Genomic DNA, 16,043 nt, shown 5'->3' on the forward strand with positions numbered 1-16,043 from the left:
TTTACGAATCTGACTTCGGACGTTGTCCGAGGAAGAAGGACGAGGACTTCAGCGGCGTGAAACTCGGCCGCTTCAGGCCGGCGCCGAGCAGCGGCGCGGTGTCGACAGGTGCCGTGATGGAAGCGGTGGTCCTGCCCTGCGGCGCATCGGGCGTGCAGGTGCCGGCGACGAAAGTCGGCTCCGGCCCAAGCGCGGTGCCGCGGCGGGCGTACTTGTCGTAGGCCAGCGGCAGGGTGTTGTTCAGACCCTCATGGCCGAGGCCCCCCTTGGCGTCGATCGCCATCATCTCGCTCTGGCACATCTTGCCGGTTTCGACGCACATGTTGAGGATCAGGCGGTAGAGATCGGAATCCACGGTACCGTAGCGCCGCACCGGCTCGTTCTGGCTGGGCTTTTCGAGCTGGAGATATTCGGCGCGGCCGAGCGAGCCGCCGCCGGACTTGGCGCTGGCGATCCAGGCGTCAAAGCCCTTGTCGTCGAGACCCTGGAAGTTGAAGTGCATGCCGGAGAAGCCGGCCCCGCTGTAGTTCGCCGAAAAGCCCCGGTAGGTGCCGGCGTGGTTCACGACGGCGTGGAGCTTGGTCTCCATGCCCGGCATTGCGTAGATCTGGCCGGCCAGCGCGGGGATGTAGAACGAGTTCATCACCGAGGACGCGGTGATGCGGAAGTTGATCGGACGATCGACCGGAGCTGCCAGATCGTTGACGGTGGCGATGCCGTAATCCGGATAGATAAAGAGCCACTTCCAGTCGAGCGCGACGACGTCGACCTCGAGCGGGGCCTTGGACTGGTCGACTGCGCGGTCGGCATGGATGCGGCCGAGCGTGCGATAGGGGTCGAGCAGGTGCGTGCCCATCCAGGTCAGCGCGCCAAGGCAAACAATGATCAGAAGCGGCGCCGACCAGATCACCAGCTCGAGGCTGGTCGAGTGGTCCCATTCCGGCTCGTAACGGGCGTCGGTGTTGGACTGGCGGTAGCGCCAGGCGAACAGCACCGTCAGCGCCATCACGGGCACGACAATCAGGAGCATTAGGACGGTGGAGATGATGACGAGGTCGCGCTGTTGCGCTGCGATATCGCCGGCCGGCGCCAGCACGACGTAGTTGCAGCCGCTGAGCGCAACCGCCAGGGGTAGCAGCGCCAGGATCTTGAAACGGGACACGGGCCGAGCCTTATGAGAATGAGTTTCTTTTGCGGACCAAGGGGTAGCTGCGGCGCAGCAATCCGGACATTGGACAATTTGTCCAATGTTGCAGTGCGGGATGTTGCGCCAGACAGGGCTAGATTGCCTGGCACCTCGCCGGGCGGTCGGCTTTGGTTTTCAGGACGTTAAGGGCGCGCGAATGGCGATGGCACAGACCCCCGCAATGGCAGACCACTCGGGCGAGCACGGCCATGATCAGGCCAGTCCCGGCGAGATCGCCATCGGCGTCATCATCGGCCGCACCTCGGAATTCTTCGACTTCTTCGTTTTCGCGATCGCCTCGGTGATCGTGTTCCCGCGCCTGGTCTTCCCGTTCACGAGCGAACTGACCGGCACCCTCTATTCCTTCATGATCTTCGCGCTGGCCTTCATGGCGCGGCCGATCGGCACCGTCATTTTCATGACGGTCGACCGCGAGTACGGCAAGACGGCCAAGCTGATCTCGGCGCTGTTCCTGCTCGGCACCGCCACCGTCGCGATCGCGTTCCTGCCCGGCTATCACGAGATCGGCGCTGCCGCGATCTGGCTGCTGGCGCTGGCGCGCATCGCACAGGGTCTGGCCTGGGGCGGCGCCTGGGACGGCATGGCCTCGCTGCTGGCGCTGAACGCGCCGCCTTCAAAGCGCGGCTGGTACGCGATGGTGCCGCAGCTTGGTGCGCCGCTTGGTCTGATCGTGGCGAGCGGGCTGTTCGCCTATTTCGCCGGGAATCTGTCGGCCGACGATTTCTTCGATTGGGGCTGGCGCTATCCGTTCTTCGTCGCCTTCGCCATCAACGTCGTGGCGCTGTTCGCGCGCCTGCGCATGGTGACGACGGAAGAATATGCCTCGCTGTTCGAGACCCGCGAATTGCAACCCTCGCGCATCTCCGAGACTGTGGCGCGCGAAGGCCAGAACATCATGCTCGGTGCGTTTGCGCCGCTGGCGAGCTTCGCGCTGTTCCACATGGTCACGGTGTTTCCGCTGTCCTGGGTGTTCCTGTTCACCCGCGAAAGCCCGGTGCGCTTCCTGATCATCGAGATCGTCGCCGCCGTGTTCGGCGTCGGCGCGATCGTGCTCTCCGGCGTCATCGCCGATCGCGTCGGCCGCAAGTCGCTGCTGATGGGATCGGCGATCGCGATCGCGATCTACAGCGGCTTTGCCCCGCAGCTGCTCGATGCCGGCGCGTTCGGCGAGACCATCTACATGGTGATCGGCTTCATCCTGCTCGGCCTGTCGTTCGGCCAGTCCTCGGGTGCGATCGCCTCGAACTTCAAGCAGGCGTATCGCTACACGGCCTCGGCACTGACCTCCGACATGGCCTGGCTGTTCGGCGCCGGCTTTGCACCGCTGGTCGCTCTGTTGCTTGCGACCAATCTCGGCGTCATCGCCTCGGGTGCGTACCTGCTGTCAGGCGCGTTCTGGACCTTGCTCGCGCTCTGGCTCAGCGGCCAGCGCGAGGCCGGCGATATGGACGCGGGCCGCTGATCGGGCGGAGCTCGTAGGGTGGGCAAAGGCGCGTAAGCGCCGTGCCCACCATCTTTCAACGATCCTTATCGGGTATGGTGGGCACGCTTCGCTTTGCCCACCCTAGGGCAGTTTGCAGTACGTCAATCCGCCACGACCTTCACACGATCGCGCACCTTCACCTGCGCGTTGCGATCGAGCCCGTTGAGCACGCGAAAACGCTCGGCCGGATGATCGACGCCGGCCATGCGGTGGGAGAGCGATTCCACGGTGTCGCCGGGCTGCACGGTGATGACCTTGATGCGCAGCGGGCGCGCGGCCTGGATCTCTTCGAGCGTCAGGCGGCGGAATGAACCGACGGTCTCGCGCGCATTGCGCTCGCTCTCGGTCGACTTCTGCCGTGCCGCGAAGATGAAGCGGTAGACGTCGCTGCCGAAGCGCAGCGCATAGACCTTGAACTGCCACTGGTCGCCCTTGGCGGTGGCGGACGCAGCCGGGAAACCGTTGATGGTGATGTCCTCGGTGGAGGCTTTCTCGACGCCCTCCATCCAGCCGGAATTCAGGTAATCGCCCAGCGACTGTTCGGCCGGCACCCGCACGACATCGAAACGCATCGCCTGCGAGCCGCCGTCGCGCACGCCGATCACGGCCTGCGCGGTATTGTCGAGCGTAAAATTGTCCGGCGCCTGGAAGGTGAAACCGAGCTTCGGATGCAGGAAGCGCCGGCCGCGGACAAAACCTTCGCTTGGGTCTTCGCCGTAGACGAGATTGTCGATCGCGGCGAGATACGTCTCGCGGTCGCGCTCGCCGCCCTCTGGCGCTGCGTATTGCCGCGCGATGGTCTGCGCGTTCTGCACGCGCTCGGGCGTTGCCGGATGCGACGAGGTGAAATCCTGCGCGCGCGGATCGAGTGAGGTCTTGCCGACCTTCAGCTCGGCATTGCGCTCCATCGCCGAGAGAAAGCGTGCAGCACCATAAGGATCGAAATGGGCCTTGGCGGAGATGCCGACGCCGACGCCGTCGGCCTCGAACTCCTGATTGCGCGAAAAGCTCGCCATGGTCAGCTTGGTCTTGGCGAGCGCCAGCGCGGTGAGATCGGGATCGTTGCTCATGTCGGTGACGACGCGGGTGACGATCGCGGCCTGGCGGGCCTGGTCCTCGCGCATCGCGGCGTGCTTGGACAGCACATGCGCCATCTCGTGGCTGAGCACGGAGGACAATTCCGACGTATCGCTCGCCAGCGCAAGAAGACCGCGCGTGACATAGAGCTGGCCGTTCGGCAGCGCGAAGGCGTTCACCGCGCCGGAATTGAGGATCGTGACCCTGTAACCCTGATCGGGGCGGTCGGACGCTGCGACCAGGCGGTCGACGGTCTTGGTGACGAGCGATTCGAGCCTGGGGTCGTCATATGTGCCGCCGTAGCTCGCCAGGATGCGCTCGTGCTCCTTTTCGGTGGCGGGGGTCTGCGCGACGGCCGGCTTCGGCTTGGGCATTGCGACGGTCGGGGGCGCCGCCGTGGTCTGGAACCGGCCCATATCGCCGCAACCGGCGAGGGCTGAACCCAGCACGAGGCATAGCGCAGCCGGCGCTGCCCGCAGGCGGCGGCGTTCACCTCGTCCGTGCCGTCCTAGCACCCCATTCACGTCGCTTAACCCGTGCCTGGCCCTTTTTAGGGCCTTACCCCTGTCGGCTCGTTTGCGCCCAGCAACTCGATTTGTCCCACGAGGCGTACATCGATACGCGGCCCCGTATTCCCCTCAGCCCAGCCCCGGACACGAATACGCTTATTTTCCAGAGACTTAAGGGCGATCCCGGCGCTTTCGAACGCGGGTATCATGCGCTTTGAAATAGTCACGGCGAAGCCGCGTGTCCAGTTTCGTCCGAAGTTGAGGTAGGTCATTGCCCCAGCTTGCCGGACCGACAGGACTTTGCCCTCGACCACCACAAAACGCCCGATCCCCGCCAAAATATCGTCCGGACTTTCCGCGTTTTTTATGGCCGACAGGTCAGCCCAGCTGCCCTTTTTTTGGCGCCTCGCCTCGGCCTCCGCCGCCATCAGGGCGGCCGCGCAGTCCTTATCGGCGATCTCGGCGGAGACGATGGCGTCGCCCTGGGCGAGGAGCGTCGCCTGCACGGAGATGCCGCTCTCGCCGACAAAGACCAGCGCGCCCTGGCGGCCATAGCGGTCGGGCGTGTCGTCGGCGCTGCGCAAAATAACGTCGCGACCGACGAGCAGCGTCGTCAGCGCCTGCTTCGTGGTCGCGGTCGGCTCGATGCCGGTCAAGCGGATTTCCCGGCCGTCATCGAGACGCAGACTGCGCGCATCGATCGCGGTGACGCGGCCTTCGCCCTGGGACTCGAGCTGGCACGGCGTGGCGGACGCACCGCGAGCCGCGACCAGAAGACATGCGACGATGAGATGAAGCAGTCGCGTCACGTTGCCCGGAAAGGTTGCGTTGCGCTCCAACCATAACTCAAGCGCGGTGGGGCGCGAAGACTGTTTGTTCATACTCCGTCATTGCGAGCGCAGGGAAGCAATCCAGAGTCCCTCCGAGGAAAGATCCTGGATTGCTTCGCTGCGCTCGCAATGACGGCGGAGGCACTCTTCCGCATCTCGTCATTCCGCTTTGCGGAAAGCGCGTGTTGATCGTTCATCTGCATCGTCCCGTGCGCTTGCTGCGCTGTCGCGCATGCGGCATGATTGCGGTAACAGCAATAACCAAGCCGCCATCAGAGTACGGCGCGATAAGGGAGGTCTTTTCGATGAAGCATGTTTTGTCGGGCATTTTTGCCGCTGCGTTGGCGCTGAGCGCGAGCGCCGTGCAGGCCCAGGACAAGCCGCCACTGAAGATCGGCGGCATCCTCGACATGTCGAGCCTGTATGCCGACATCACCGGCCCCGGCAGCGAGACCGCGGCCAAGATGGCCGTGGAGGACTTTGGCGGTGAGGTGCTCGGCCGCAAGATCCAGGTGCTGGCTGCCGACCATCAGAACAAGGCCGATCTCTCCGCCAATATCGCCCGCGACATGCTCGACAATCAGGGCGTCGAAATGATCTATGACGTCGCGGCCTCCGCGACCGCGCTCGCCGCCGGCGAGATCGCGAAAGCGCGCAACAAGATCATCATGTTCAACGGCCCGGGCTCGATCCGCCTCACCAACGAGGCCTGCGGTCCCTATACCATTCACTACGTGTTCGACACCTACGGTCAGGCCAATGTGACCGGCCTTGCGGCCGTGAAGTCGGGCCTCGACACTTGGTACTTCCTCACCGCCGACTACGCCTTCGGCCAGGATCTGGAAAAGGACACCAGCGCCGTCGTGACCAAAACCGGAGGCAAGGTGCTCGGCAGCGTGCGCCATCCCCTCAACACGTCGGATTTCTCGTCGTTCCTGCTGCAGGCCCAGGCCTCGAAAGCCAAGGTGATCGGGCTTGCGAACGCCGGCGGCGACACCGTCAACGCGATCAAGCAGGCGGCCGAGTTCGGCATCACCAAGGGCGGCCAGAAGGTCTCGCCGCTGCTCGCCTTCGTGACCGATATCGACTCCATCGGACTCGAGACCGCGCAGGGCCTGTTGCTGGCGGAAGCCTTCTACTGGGATCTCAACGATGACACCCGCGCGTTCTCGAAGCGCTTCCAGGAGCGTATGAAGCGGCCGCCGACCTCGGCGCAAGCTGGTGTCTATTCGTCCGTGACTCACTATCTGAAAGCGGTGAAGGCAGCCGGCACGACCGACGCTGCGACGGTGATGAAAGTGATGAAGGAGACGCCGATCAACGACTTCTTCGCCAAGAACGGCAAGATCCGCGAGGACGGCCGCATGCTGCACGACATGTACCTGTTCGAGGTCAAGAAGCCGTCGGAATCCAAGGGCCGCTGGGACGACTACAAGCTGCTCGCCACCGTGCCCGGCAGCGAGGCGTTCCAGTCGCTGGAGCAGTCGCGCTGCCCGTTGGTGAAGAAATAAACACCGTCATTGCGAGGAACGAAGCGACGAAGCAATCCAGACTGTCTCCGCGGAAACATCTCTGGATTGCTTCGCTTCGCTCGCAATGACGAGCGTCGATAGACCGAAGCAAACAACAACAAGGGAGACGTCCCATGAGCAACGACATGGTCCTGCAGAAGCTCGAAGGCGGGCTGCTCACCATCACCATGAACCGGCCCGAGCGGAAGAACGCGCTCAACCCGGACATGGTCGCCGGGCTGGTCGTGGCGGCACGGCGCGCGGCGGATGATCCGGAGGTGCGCGCGGTCTTGTTCAAGGGCGCGGGCGGCTCCTTCTGCGTCGGCGGCGACGTCAAGTCGATGGCGGAGGGCCGCGCGCCGCTCCCGTTTGAAGTAAAGATGGCGAACCTGCGCCGCGGCATGGAGGTGTCGCGCATCCTGCACCAGATGCCAAAACCCGTGGTGGCGCAGCTCGATGGCGCGGCGGCCGGCGCGGGTCTGTCGATGGCGCTGTCGTGCGACCTCCGCGTCGCCTCCGAATCCTGCAAGATCACCACCGCCTTCGCAAAAGTCGGCTTCTCCGGCGATTACGGCGGCACCTATTTCCTCACCCAGCTGCTCGGCAGCGCGCGGGCGCGCGAGCTCTATCTGACCTCGCCGGTGCTGACCGCGAAGGAGGCTCATGCGATCGGCATGGTGACCAAGGTCGTGCCTGACGCCGAGATCGACGCGGCCGCGCACGAGCTCGCGCTGTCGCTGGCGCAGGGTCCGTCGATCGCGCTCGGCTTCATCAAGCGCAACATCAACAATGCCGAGCATCTCGCGCTGGAAGATTGCTTCGACGGTGAGGCGATCCACCACACCCGCTGCAGCGATACCGAGGATCACAAGGAGGCCGCAAAGGCGTTTGTCGAGAAGCGCAAGCCGACCTTCAAGGGCGCATGACGATGGCGCCCTATATGCGGTTGCGGCAGATCTGCCTGGTTGCGCCGCAGCTCGCGCCCGTGATCTCTGACATCGCTGATATCATGGGCCTCGCTGTCTGCTATCGCGACGGCAACGTCGCGAAATACGGCCTGGAGAATGCGCTGCTGCCGGTCGACACGATCCTGCTGGAGGTGGTCGCGCCGTTCAAGGACGGCACCACCGCCGGCCGCTTCATCGAGAAGAGCGGCGGGCGCGGCGGCTACATGGCGATCTTCTGCTGCAACGATCCCGACGAGCGCGGTCGTAACGCCAACGCGCTGGGCGTGCGCACCGCCAACGTCATCGACCACGCGCCCTATCATGGCGTGCAGCTGCATCCCCGCGACTGCCGCGCCGCCTTCATCGAGTTCAACCACACCGAAGGCAGCGACGACATTTTGGGGCCTTATCCGCCAGCGGGGCCAGACTGGCATAAATTCATCCGCAAGGACGTGACGCAGGCGTTGACGAGCGTGGAAATACAGAGCCCGGACCCGCAAGGGCTGGCCGAGCATTGGGGCAAGCTCATCGGCGTGGCGCCGAGTGGCGATGTCGAACTGAAGCTGACCAACGCGACCTTCCGGTTCGTGAAGGGCGCCAGCGAAATCATGAGCGCGCTGGAGTTTCAGGTGACAGATGTGGCCCAGGTGCTGCATGCCGCCAAGGCCAAGGGGCTCGCGGTGGCGGGCAATGAGTTTCTGCTGAGCGGCGTGACATTTCGGCTCGCTGCTTGACCACTTGCGCTAGTTCTCGTTGTGTCGTCATGGCCAGGCCTGTCCCGCCTGCGCGGCCGAAGCGGCTTCGGCCGCGCAGGCGAGACAGGCCCGGCCATGACGGGGGTAGCGCCAGACCGACAATTGGAATCTGCACATGCCGCATCCGCTCGACAGCTTCTTTGCACCCGCCAGCATCGCGCTGATCGGTGCTTCGCGCGATCACGAGAAGATTCCGGGGCGCCTGCTGTCGATGTTGCGCAAGAACGAGTATCCCGGAAAAATCTATCCGGTGAACCCGAACTACGCCGAGATCGACGGCCTCATTTGCTACAAATCGATCACCGACATCGGCGCGCCGGTCGATCTCGCAATCATCCTCATCCCCGCCCGCGCGGTGCTCGCCGCGCTCGAACAATGCGCCGCCGCCGGCGTGAAGAACGCTGTTATCATCTCCTCCGGCTTCGCCGAGGAGGGCGGGGAGAGCGCGGCGATGCAGGACGCGATCGCGGGGCTGGCGAGGCGCACCGGCATGCGGATTTCCGGTCCGAATGCCGAAGGCTTTTTCAGCCAGAAGCAGCGCGTGGCGGCGACGTTCAGTCCCGCCGTGGACGTCAAGCCGAGCGTGGTGCCGCTGGTCGCCACGACGAAGCGGATCGGCATCGTGGCGCAGAGCGGCGGCATCGGCTTTGCGTATTATCACCGCGCCAGTGCGCTCGGCATTGCCGTGAGCTATGTCGTCAGTGCCGGCAACGAATCCGATCTCGGGGCCGGCGAGTTTCTGGATTACATGGTGCAGGACGCTTCAACGGACGTGATCCTGCTGTTCATCGAAGGCATTCGCGACGTCGACAAGTTTCTCGCGGCAGCGCGGCGCGCCGCCGAACTGAAAAAGCCTGTCATCGTCACGAAGGTCGGCCGCTCCGGCGCCGGGATGCGCGCGGCCGCCTCGCACACCGCGAGCATGGCCGGATGGTCGGCGGCCTACGACGCGGTGTTCGCCAAATATGGCTTCATCGTCTCCAACGATCTCGACGAGGCGCTGACGATCGCAGCTGTGCTTGCGAGCAATCCGTTGCCGAAAGGCGATCGCGTCGCCGTGGTCACCGTCTCCGGCGGCGCCGGCATCTGGGGCGCCGATGCCGTGGCGCTGCAAGGCTTGCAGGTGCCGGAGCTCTCCGAAAAAGTCCAGGCGGAGATCAGCGCGCTGATGCCGTCCTACGGCACCGCGCGCAACCCGATCGACGTCACGGCGCAGGGCGTGACCTCGGGCGGCTTGCAAAAGAGCGTCGATGTGCTCACCGCGTCGGACGAGATCGACGCAATCCTGATCGTGCTGTCGCTGTCGAGCGACGTCCGGAAGCCCTTCAAGGAAGCCGAGCTGACGCCGGTGCTGGCCGCGCAGCACAAGCCGGTGGTGTTCTATTCCTACACGGTACCGTCCGATTTCGCGCGGCGCGAGCTTGCCAAATCCGGCGTCGTGGTGCTCTCCGGCCTCACTTATGTCGGCGTCGCGATGCGGCAGCTCGTCGATTATGCCACCTTCGAGCTGCAGAGGCCCGCGGACGGGGCGCAAGTCCCCGCGCGGGACATCTCAGCACAGCTGAAATCGCCTGCGCTCTCGGAAGCCGACAGCAAGACATTGCTCCGCGCCGCCGGCATCGCGCTGCCGGATGAAGTGCTGGTGAAGGACAAGGGCGAGCTCGATGATGCCGTCGCCCGCGTCGGCTTTCCGGTGGTGCTGAAGATCCAGTCGCCGGACATCGCGCACAAGAGCGAGGTCGGCGGCGTGCGCGTCAATATCACCACAAAAGGCGAAGCGTTTCTGGCGTTCGAGGCGCTGCTCAACAATGTGCGCCAGCACAGGCCTGAGGCGGCCATTCAGGGCGTGCTGGTCTGCCCGATGGCGAAGCAGGGTGTCGAGATCATCGTCGGCACCATGACAGACGCGACGTTCGGGCCGATGGTGATGGTGGGCCTTGGCGGCATCACGACCGAATTGTTCCGCGACGTCGTCTACCGCCCGGCGCCGGTCAGCGCAGAAGAAGCCGGCACGATGCTGGCGCGCTTGAAAGCCGCGCCGCTGCTGACGGGATTTCGCGGGGCGGCGATGGCGGATGTTGCGGCGGTGTCGCAGTTGATCGCGGACATTTCCGTGCTTGCCGCGCAACATGCAGAGGAGATCGCGGAGATCGAGCTCAACCCGGTGCTGGTGCACGCGGAAGGGCAGGGCGTGACGATCGTGGACGCGCTGGTGGTGGGGCGGAGATCATCCCTCTCCCCTTGTGGGAGAGGGTGGCTCGCCGCGAAGCGGCGAGACGGGTGAGGGGTCTCTCTCCACAAGCGCAAGAGAATGGCTTGCGGAGACAACCCCTCATCCGGCGCTTCGCGCCACCTTCTCCCATAAGGGGAGAAGGAAGAAAGGACCTACCGCCCCCTGAAATTCGCGACCCGCCGCTCTTCCGTGGCCTTCACGCCTTCCTTGAAGTCTTCCGTGGCGCGCAGTCGGGTCTGCTCCTCGAGCTCGTGATTGGTCGCGGCCATCACGCGATCGGCGAGGCCAGCGCGCATCGTGGCGCGGGTGGAGACGAGGCCGAGCGGGGAGCATTCGGCGATTTCACCGGCGAGCTTCAGTGCGGCCGCCTTGACCTGGTCCTGCGGCACCAGCTCGTTGGCGAGGCCCCATTTGAAGGCCTCCTCACCGGTGACGCGGCGGCTGGTGTAGAACATCAGCTCGGCGTTGTTCTTTCCGATCAGCTCGGGCAGCGTCACAGTCAGGCCGAAGCCGGGATGAAAGCCGAGCTTTGTAAAGTTCGCGGAGAAGCGCGCTTCGGGGCAGGTGACCCGGAAGTCCGCCGAGACCGCGAGGCCCAGTCCGCCGCCGATGGCGGCGCCCTGCACGGCCGCGACGATCGGCTTCTTGGCGCGGAAGATGCGCACGGCCTGGATGTAGAGATGATTGATCGCCCCGAGGCTATCGGCCGGATCGCCCTTGGCCGTCTTATCGGCTTCGCGCGCCTCTTGCGCCTGTCGTGCCGGGTCCTGGAAATTGGCGCCGGCGCAAAACGCCTTGCCCTGGGCCGATAGCACCGAGGCGCGAATCTCGATGTCGCGATCGAACTCGTCGAGTGCGTCCGCGATCTGGTTGATCAGCGAAATGTCGAAGAAGTTGAGCGGCGGGCGGCGGATCTCGATGGTGCCGACGTGACCAACTTTTTCGACGCCGATATCTTTATAGGTGCTCATGATGTCCTCGAATGATTAGCGCAAACCAAGCCCGCGGGCGATGATGCCGCGCAGCACCTCGGTGGTGCCGCCCTGGATGGTGAGTTTCGGCGCGGTTTTGATGGCGAAGTCGAGCTGCCGCTCCAGCGTCTCGCGGTTGGTCGCGGTCTCCTCGACGAAGGCGGCGAGATCGCGCACGCGGTGCGGCAGCTGCTGTTCCCACACCGTGCCGATGTCCTTGACGATGGAGGCTTCGACGACCGGCTCCTTGCCGGCTTGCAGCATGCCCGCGACCGAGACCGACATGCGCCGCATGGTGTGGAGCTGCGCCACCAGCCGGCCGATGCCTTCGGCGCTGCGGGTATCCGGATTGGGACCAACGGCGCGAACCAGCTCGGTCAGCACGTAATAGGTCTCCAGGAAGCGCTCGGGGCCCGAACGCTCATAAGCGAGCTCGCTGGTCGCCTGCTTCCAGGCGCCGTCCACTTCGCCGAGCACATGATCGTCAGGCACGAAGAAATCGGTGAACACGACCTCGTTGAACTCGTACTGGCCGGTGATCTGGCCGATCGGGTTCACCTGGATGCCCGGCTGCTTCATCTTGACCAGGAACTGGGTCAGGCCGTGACGTCGGTTTTCCTTGGTCGGCTGCGACGTCCGGAAGATCGCGATCATGTAGTCGGCGATATGCGCCGACGAGGTCCAGATCTTGGTGCCATTGATGAGATAGCCGCCGTCGGTCTTGGTCGCGCGGGTCTTCGCGGCAAACAGGTCCGAGCCGGAGTTCGGTTCGCTCATGCCGATCGCGAAGCAGATCTCGCCGCGGCAGATGCGCGGCAGGATGTCCATTTTGATGTGCTCAGGCGCGTATTTGATCAGCACCGGTCCGCTCTGGCGGTCGGCGACGAAGAAGCGCCGCGTCGGCGCGTTGGCGACGCGCATCTCCTCCGTCACCACGTAACGTTCGAGGAACGAGCGCTCCTGGCCGCCATATTTTTTCGGCCATGTCATGCCGAGCCAACCCTTGGCGCCGACCCGGCGGGAGAATTCCGGCGCGTCGGTGTCTTCGCGGTTGGGCTTGTGCGGATCGAAGGTACCGGCGGCGATTTCCTCCGCGAGGAAGGCGCGTACTTCCTTGCGCAATTGCTCGCATTTCTCGGGCAGGCGGATCGGATCGAAACGGAGGGCAGCGGTCATTGTTGTCTCGTCCCTGATCAGCGCGAAGCCACGAGCGGCCACAATTCGTCGGCGCCGCGGTTGGCAATGAGCTTGCCGAGCTCGACGGCCCAGTGGCTTTCCGAACCGAAATCGTCGCGCCAGGCAAGCGCCCGCAGCGAATAGCGGTGCAGGATGTGCTCCAGGGTGAAGCCGATCGCGCCATGGACCTGGTGCGCAATGGCGCCGCCCTTTTCCGCAGCTTCCGCGCAGCGGATCTTTGCGGAGGCGGCTTCGAGATAGACCGCGTCATCGAACGACTTTGCGTTGGCGATGGCGTCGGCCGCGGAAGTCGCAGCCGCAAGCGCAGCAGCCGACTCGCCGGCGAGGCGGGCGAGATTGTGCTGCACCGCCTGGAATTTGGAGATCTTCTTCTCGAAGGCGACGCGCTCGTTGGAATAGCGCACGGAGATGTCGAGCATCGATTCCAGCGCGCCCGCGATCTGAAGGCTGCGCGCGACGCCGCCCATCAGCATCATTGTGGTCTGGTCAAAGCCGCTCGGCGCGGGCTTGATGGTGAGGGGCTGGACCTTGTCGAGCGTGACGGTGTCGCTGTGGTCATAGCCGACATTGAGTCCGGTCTCGATCCGGCCCTTGCTCGCATCCACCAGCGCGACCGCGACTCCGTCCTTGCCGTGGGCCAGCACCGCGAAGTGCTTTGCCGCCTTTGCGAAGGGCACGCCGCGGGCGCGGCCGGAGAGCGCACCATCGGCATCGCGGGTGATGCGATCCTTGGGCGACGCCGGCAGCACCGTCATCTCCCCCTCCGGGGAAGCGATCTTCGCCTGCGCCAGCAGCCAGCCGGCCAGCATGGTCTCGGCCAGGGGAACCGCGACTGCGAAACGGCCGGCCGCGTTCAGCAGCGCAAAGCCGTCGGCCAGACTCGCGCCGGAGCCGCCGAGATCGTCGGGCACCCAGGCCAGCGGCAGGCCGGCCTCGCTCAGCGCCTGCCACAGCGGCGCCTGCCACGAATCCTTCTTGTCGTTGTTGACGGTCTGCGGATCGGCGAGATCGGCGAAGATTTTCTCCGCGGTCTCGACGACGATATTGTCACTCTCCGCCACAGCGTTCCCCGTGTTTTGCCATTGGCGCATCCGGCCCCAGTGGGGCGGGCGCGCAGGTTCTTCTTGCGCCCGATGATCCAAAAAAGCCATGGCCCTGACAAGCGCTGATCGCAGGTCAACCTGCGGCGCGGGCATGGGCGATGAGCTAATTCCGCTTAGCGGAGTTTGCTCGATTTGCAGGGCGCGGCAAACTCGCTAAACAGAACGTCGATACTCAATCAAGGGGAAGGAAATCCGGATGGCAAAGGACAGTTTGTGCGCAATCGTGACGGGGTCCGCCTCCGGCCTGGGCGCTGCGACCGCGGAAATTCTCGCACGGAGCGGGGCGCGGCTCGTCATCAACTATTCCTCGAGCCAGAAGGAAGCGGAGGCGACCGCGGAGCATTGCCGCAAGGCGGGCTCACCGGAAGTTCTGGTCGCGCAGGGCGACGTCTCGAAGGATGACGATTGCCGCAAGATCGTCGCGGCAGCTGGCGGCTGGGGCCGGCTCGACGTGCTCGTCAACAATGCCGGCACCACCAAGCATGTCGTCCATGCCGATCTCGACGGATTGTCGGCGGAAGATTTCCAGCGCCTGTACGGCGTCAACACCATCGGCCCGTTCCAGATGGTGCGCGCGGCGCGCAGCCTGCTCGAGGCCGGCGCCAAAGCTTCTGGGCGGCCGTCCGCCGTGGTCAACATCTCCTCGGTCGCCGGCATCAGCGGCGTCGGATCGTCGATCGCATACGCCGCGAGCAAGGGCGCGCTCAACACCATGACGCTGTCGCTGTCGCGCGCGCTGGCGCCGCTGATCCGCGTCAACACGGTATGCCCGGGCTATATCGATACACCCTGGTTCACCAAGGGCCGCGGCGAGGCGGGCGCCAAGCAGGTGCGCGACAGCGTCGCGGCGAAGGTGCCGCTGAAGGTCGCGTCATCGGCGGAAGACATCGCGCAGCTCGTCTGTTTCCTGGCGATGCCGGCCTCCAGCAACATGACCGGCGAAGTCGTGCGCATGGATGCGGGGATGCATTTGGTGACGTGATCGCGCGGCACATTCTCTCCACGTCGTCGCCGGGCTTGACCCGGCCTCCGCTCTCTCCACGTCGTCGCCGGGCTTGACCCGGCCTCCGCTCTCTCTACGTCATGGCCGGGCTTGACCCGGCCATCCACGTGTCGCCGCGCGGATCAAAAGACGTGGATGCCCGGGTCAAGCCCGGGCATGACGATGAGGTGGCGGTGTGCCGCTTTCGGCGTTTTGAAGCGTCACCCCTTGATCACGCCGCTCGCCACCAGCCGGTGCCAGATGAACAGCACCACCACGGCGCCGATGGTGGCCATGATGAATCCTGCACCCTGGTCGGGACCGTAATGACCGATGGCCTGACCGATGAAGGTCGCGAGAAACGCGCCGGCGATGCCGAGGATGGTGGTGAGGATGAAGCCGCTCGGATTGTTCGGTCCCGGCGCCAGCCAACGCGCGATGAGGCCGGCGATGAAGCCGACGACGATGATCCACAACAAGCCACCCATGCTCATGTCCGTGCTCCCCTCGTTTGACTAAACCAATCAGACTCTGCCCGCGATCTCTTGCTCGGTCGGCAGCCGTCCGTCCGGCGTCAGATGGTCGACCACCTGCGGCAGATACTGGCTGAGGCCCGAGAGCAGCTCGTCACGCGACAGGCCGCTTTGGGCGGACAGGCTCTCGATCTGGTCGGCGCCGAGCGCATTGGCGAGATCGCCTGGAGCGATCGCCTTGTTCTCGCCCTTGCCGACCCAGGTATTGGCAGTATCGCCATGACCGCTGTGCTGAAGCTGGTTGAGGAGATCGCCGAGCCCGCCGCTGAGCACGCTGCCGGCCGCGCCGCCCGCGAGCAGGCCGCCAAGGCCGCCCTTCAACAGGTCGCCGAGGCCACCACCAGCGCCTGCATTCACCGGCGGGGGGAGATGCGTCGGCGTCGGTGCCGGGGACGGCTGCGGCGCGCTGCCGCTCTGGTTACCGCTCATATGCTTGAATGCCTTCCAGGCGAGCAGGCCAAGCAGCGCCATGGTCATGGGCGACATGCCGCCACTGGATGAGGATTGTGAACTCGGCGTGCTTGGCCCGCGCGGGCCGTTCTGCATGCCGTTGAGGACGTCGAGCAAACCCATGGCGTTCTCCCTTGGCGCTTTGTTGCCGGTAACAAGCCCCGTTCGAAAACATATGAGGCCGTCATGACGGTTACAAGGCGATTGCGCCGCAACTCCGGGAATGGGCAGCAGACACAGCCTCTGCTATCGAGG

Annotated in this window: 14 protein-coding genes; 6 read left to right on the top strand and 8 right to left on the bottom strand. The window is 64.9% G+C overall.

Annotated elements, in window-relative coordinates; all coding sequences use genetic code 11:
• Position 1: 1 nt before the first annotated feature.
• Positions 2-1,162 carry a ubiquinol oxidase subunit II gene (gene cyoA / locus IVB07_RS02500; protein WP_027567955.1) on the bottom strand — a complete coding sequence of 387 codons (1,161 nt, stop codon included), beginning with the start codon at positions 1,160-1,162 and terminating at the stop codon, positions 2-4.
• A gap of 181 nt (positions 1,163-1,343) precedes the next feature.
• Here cyoA and IVB07_RS02505 point away from each other — a divergent pair, with 181 nt between their 5' ends.
• Complete coding sequence (locus IVB07_RS02505) at positions 1,344-2,669, top strand: MFS transporter (protein WP_085351627.1); 1,326 nt, start codon at positions 1,344-1,346, stop codon at positions 2,667-2,669.
• A 122-nt stretch (positions 2,670-2,791) separates the two neighbouring features.
• Here IVB07_RS02505 and IVB07_RS02510 read toward each other — a convergent pair whose 3' ends face one another.
• The gene (locus IVB07_RS02510) at positions 2,792-4,183 is read right to left on the bottom strand and encodes a M48 family metalloprotease (RefSeq protein ID WP_240544076.1); all 1,392 of its coding nucleotides are present in this window, start codon (positions 4,181-4,183) and stop codon (positions 2,792-2,794) included.
• 134 nt (positions 4,184-4,317) lie between these two features.
• Positions 4,318-5,157: a thermonuclease family protein gene (locus tag IVB07_RS02515; protein WP_247360835.1), complete on the bottom strand. Its 840-nt coding sequence runs from the start codon at positions 5,155-5,157 to the stop codon at positions 4,318-4,320.
• 254 nt (positions 5,158-5,411) lie between these two features.
• Between IVB07_RS02515 and IVB07_RS02520 the strand changes: the two genes are divergently transcribed.
• The 4 genes from IVB07_RS02520 to IVB07_RS02535 all read left to right on the top strand — a co-directional run bounded on the left by IVB07_RS02520 (position 5,412) and on the right by IVB07_RS02535 (position 10,603).
• Positions 5,412-6,617, top strand: coding sequence for an ABC transporter substrate-binding protein (locus tag IVB07_RS02520; RefSeq protein WP_018452962.1), 1,206 nt, complete (start codon positions 5,412-5,414; stop codon positions 6,615-6,617).
• A gap of 134 nt (positions 6,618-6,751) precedes the next feature.
• Positions 6,752-7,543 (top strand): enoyl-CoA hydratase, encoded by a 792-nt coding sequence (locus IVB07_RS02525; RefSeq protein WP_247360837.1) that lies wholly within the window; start codon positions 6,752-6,754, stop codon positions 7,541-7,543.
• Positions 7,544-7,545: 2 nt separating this feature from the next.
• Positions 7,546-8,298: a hypothetical protein gene (locus tag IVB07_RS02530; protein WP_247364519.1), complete on the top strand. Its 753-nt coding sequence runs from the start codon at positions 7,546-7,548 to the stop codon at positions 8,296-8,298.
• 136 nt (positions 8,299-8,434) lie between these two features.
• Positions 8,435-10,603: an acetate--CoA ligase family protein gene (locus IVB07_RS02535; RefSeq protein WP_204512778.1), complete on the top strand. Its 2,169-nt coding sequence runs from the start codon at positions 8,435-8,437 to the stop codon at positions 10,601-10,603.
• 101 nt (positions 10,604-10,704) lie between these two features.
• On the opposite strand, the gene IVB07_RS02540 is transcribed toward IVB07_RS02535, so the two are convergent.
• From IVB07_RS02540 to IVB07_RS02550, 3 genes are read right to left on the bottom strand one after another with little or no spacing between them, the layout of a single operon-like run.
• Positions 10,705-11,523 (bottom strand): enoyl-CoA hydratase/isomerase family protein, encoded by an 819-nt coding sequence (locus IVB07_RS02540; RefSeq protein WP_018452966.1) that lies wholly within the window; start codon positions 11,521-11,523, stop codon positions 10,705-10,707.
• Positions 11,524-11,538: 15 nt separating this feature from the next.
• Positions 11,539-12,699: an acyl-CoA dehydrogenase family protein gene (locus IVB07_RS02545; RefSeq protein WP_008133127.1), complete on the bottom strand. Its 1,161-nt coding sequence runs from the start codon at positions 12,697-12,699 to the stop codon at positions 11,539-11,541.
• A 17-nt stretch (positions 12,700-12,716) separates the two neighbouring features.
• Positions 12,717-13,781, bottom strand: coding sequence for an acyl-CoA dehydrogenase family protein (locus tag IVB07_RS02550; RefSeq protein ID WP_026232431.1), 1,065 nt, complete (start codon positions 13,779-13,781; stop codon positions 12,717-12,719).
• A 238-nt stretch (positions 13,782-14,019) separates the two neighbouring features.
• Here IVB07_RS02550 and IVB07_RS02555 point away from each other — a divergent pair, with 238 nt between their 5' ends.
• Positions 14,020-14,805, top strand: coding sequence for an SDR family oxidoreductase (locus tag IVB07_RS02555; protein WP_018452969.1), 786 nt, complete (start codon positions 14,020-14,022; stop codon positions 14,803-14,805).
• 221 nt (positions 14,806-15,026) lie between these two features.
• Here IVB07_RS02555 and IVB07_RS02560 read toward each other — a convergent pair whose 3' ends face one another.
• Both IVB07_RS02560 and IVB07_RS02565 read right to left on the bottom strand, forming a co-directional pair.
• Entirely contained in the window at positions 15,027-15,299 is a 273-nt protein-coding gene (locus tag IVB07_RS02560) for a GlsB/YeaQ/YmgE family stress response membrane protein (RefSeq protein WP_083926312.1), read from the bottom strand.
• 30 nt (positions 15,300-15,329) lie between these two features.
• Positions 15,330-15,911, bottom strand: coding sequence for a YidB family protein (locus IVB07_RS02565; RefSeq protein WP_026232432.1), 582 nt, complete (start codon positions 15,909-15,911; stop codon positions 15,330-15,332).
• Positions 15,912-16,043 lie beyond the last annotated feature (132 nt).

Source organism: Bradyrhizobium sp. 172 (assembly GCF_023101065.1).
GTDB classification, from domain to species: domain Bacteria; phylum Pseudomonadota; class Alphaproteobacteria; order Rhizobiales; family Xanthobacteraceae; genus Bradyrhizobium; species Bradyrhizobium canariense_D.

What these genes read in the sequence shown, in the direction of transcription:
- IVB07_RS02560 (WP_083926312.1), bottom strand. Translation starts at nt 15,299, where the DNA reads ATGAGCATGGGTGGCTTGTTGTGGATCATCGTCGTCGGCTTCATCGCC.
- IVB07_RS02555 (WP_018452969.1), top strand. Translation starts at nt 14,020, where the DNA reads ATGGCAAAGGACAGTTTGTGCGCAATCGTGACGGGGTCCGCCTCCGGC.
- IVB07_RS02540 (WP_018452966.1), bottom strand. Translation starts at nt 11,523, where the DNA reads ATGAGCACCTATAAAGATATCGGCGTCGAAAAAGTTGGTCACGTCGGC.
- IVB07_RS02525 (WP_247360837.1), top strand. Translation starts at nt 6,752, where the DNA reads ATGAGCAACGACATGGTCCTGCAGAAGCTCGAAGGCGGGCTGCTCACC.
- IVB07_RS02505 (WP_085351627.1), top strand. Translation starts at nt 1,344, where the DNA reads ATGGCGATGGCACAGACCCCCGCAATGGCAGACCACTCGGGCGAGCAC.
- IVB07_RS02520 (WP_018452962.1), top strand. Translation starts at nt 5,412, where the DNA reads ATGAAGCATGTTTTGTCGGGCATTTTTGCCGCTGCGTTGGCGCTGAGC.
- IVB07_RS02515 (WP_247360835.1), bottom strand. Translation starts at nt 5,157, where the DNA reads ATGAACAAACAGTCTTCGCGCCCCACCGCGCTTGAGTTATGGTTGGAG.
- IVB07_RS02510 (WP_240544076.1), bottom strand. Translation starts at nt 4,183, where the DNA reads ATGGGCCGGTTCCAGACCACGGCGGCGCCCCCGACCGTCGCAATGCCC.
- IVB07_RS02535 (WP_204512778.1), top strand. Translation starts at nt 8,435, where the DNA reads ATGCCGCATCCGCTCGACAGCTTCTTTGCACCCGCCAGCATCGCGCTG.
- IVB07_RS02565 (WP_026232432.1), bottom strand. Translation starts at nt 15,911, where the DNA reads ATGGGTTTGCTCGACGTCCTCAACGGCATGCAGAACGGCCCGCGCGGG.
- IVB07_RS02530 (WP_247364519.1), top strand. Translation starts at nt 7,546, where the DNA reads ATGGCGCCCTATATGCGGTTGCGGCAGATCTGCCTGGTTGCGCCGCAG.
- IVB07_RS02545 (WP_008133127.1), bottom strand. Translation starts at nt 12,699, where the DNA reads ATGACCGCTGCCCTCCGTTTCGATCCGATCCGCCTGCCCGAGAAATGC.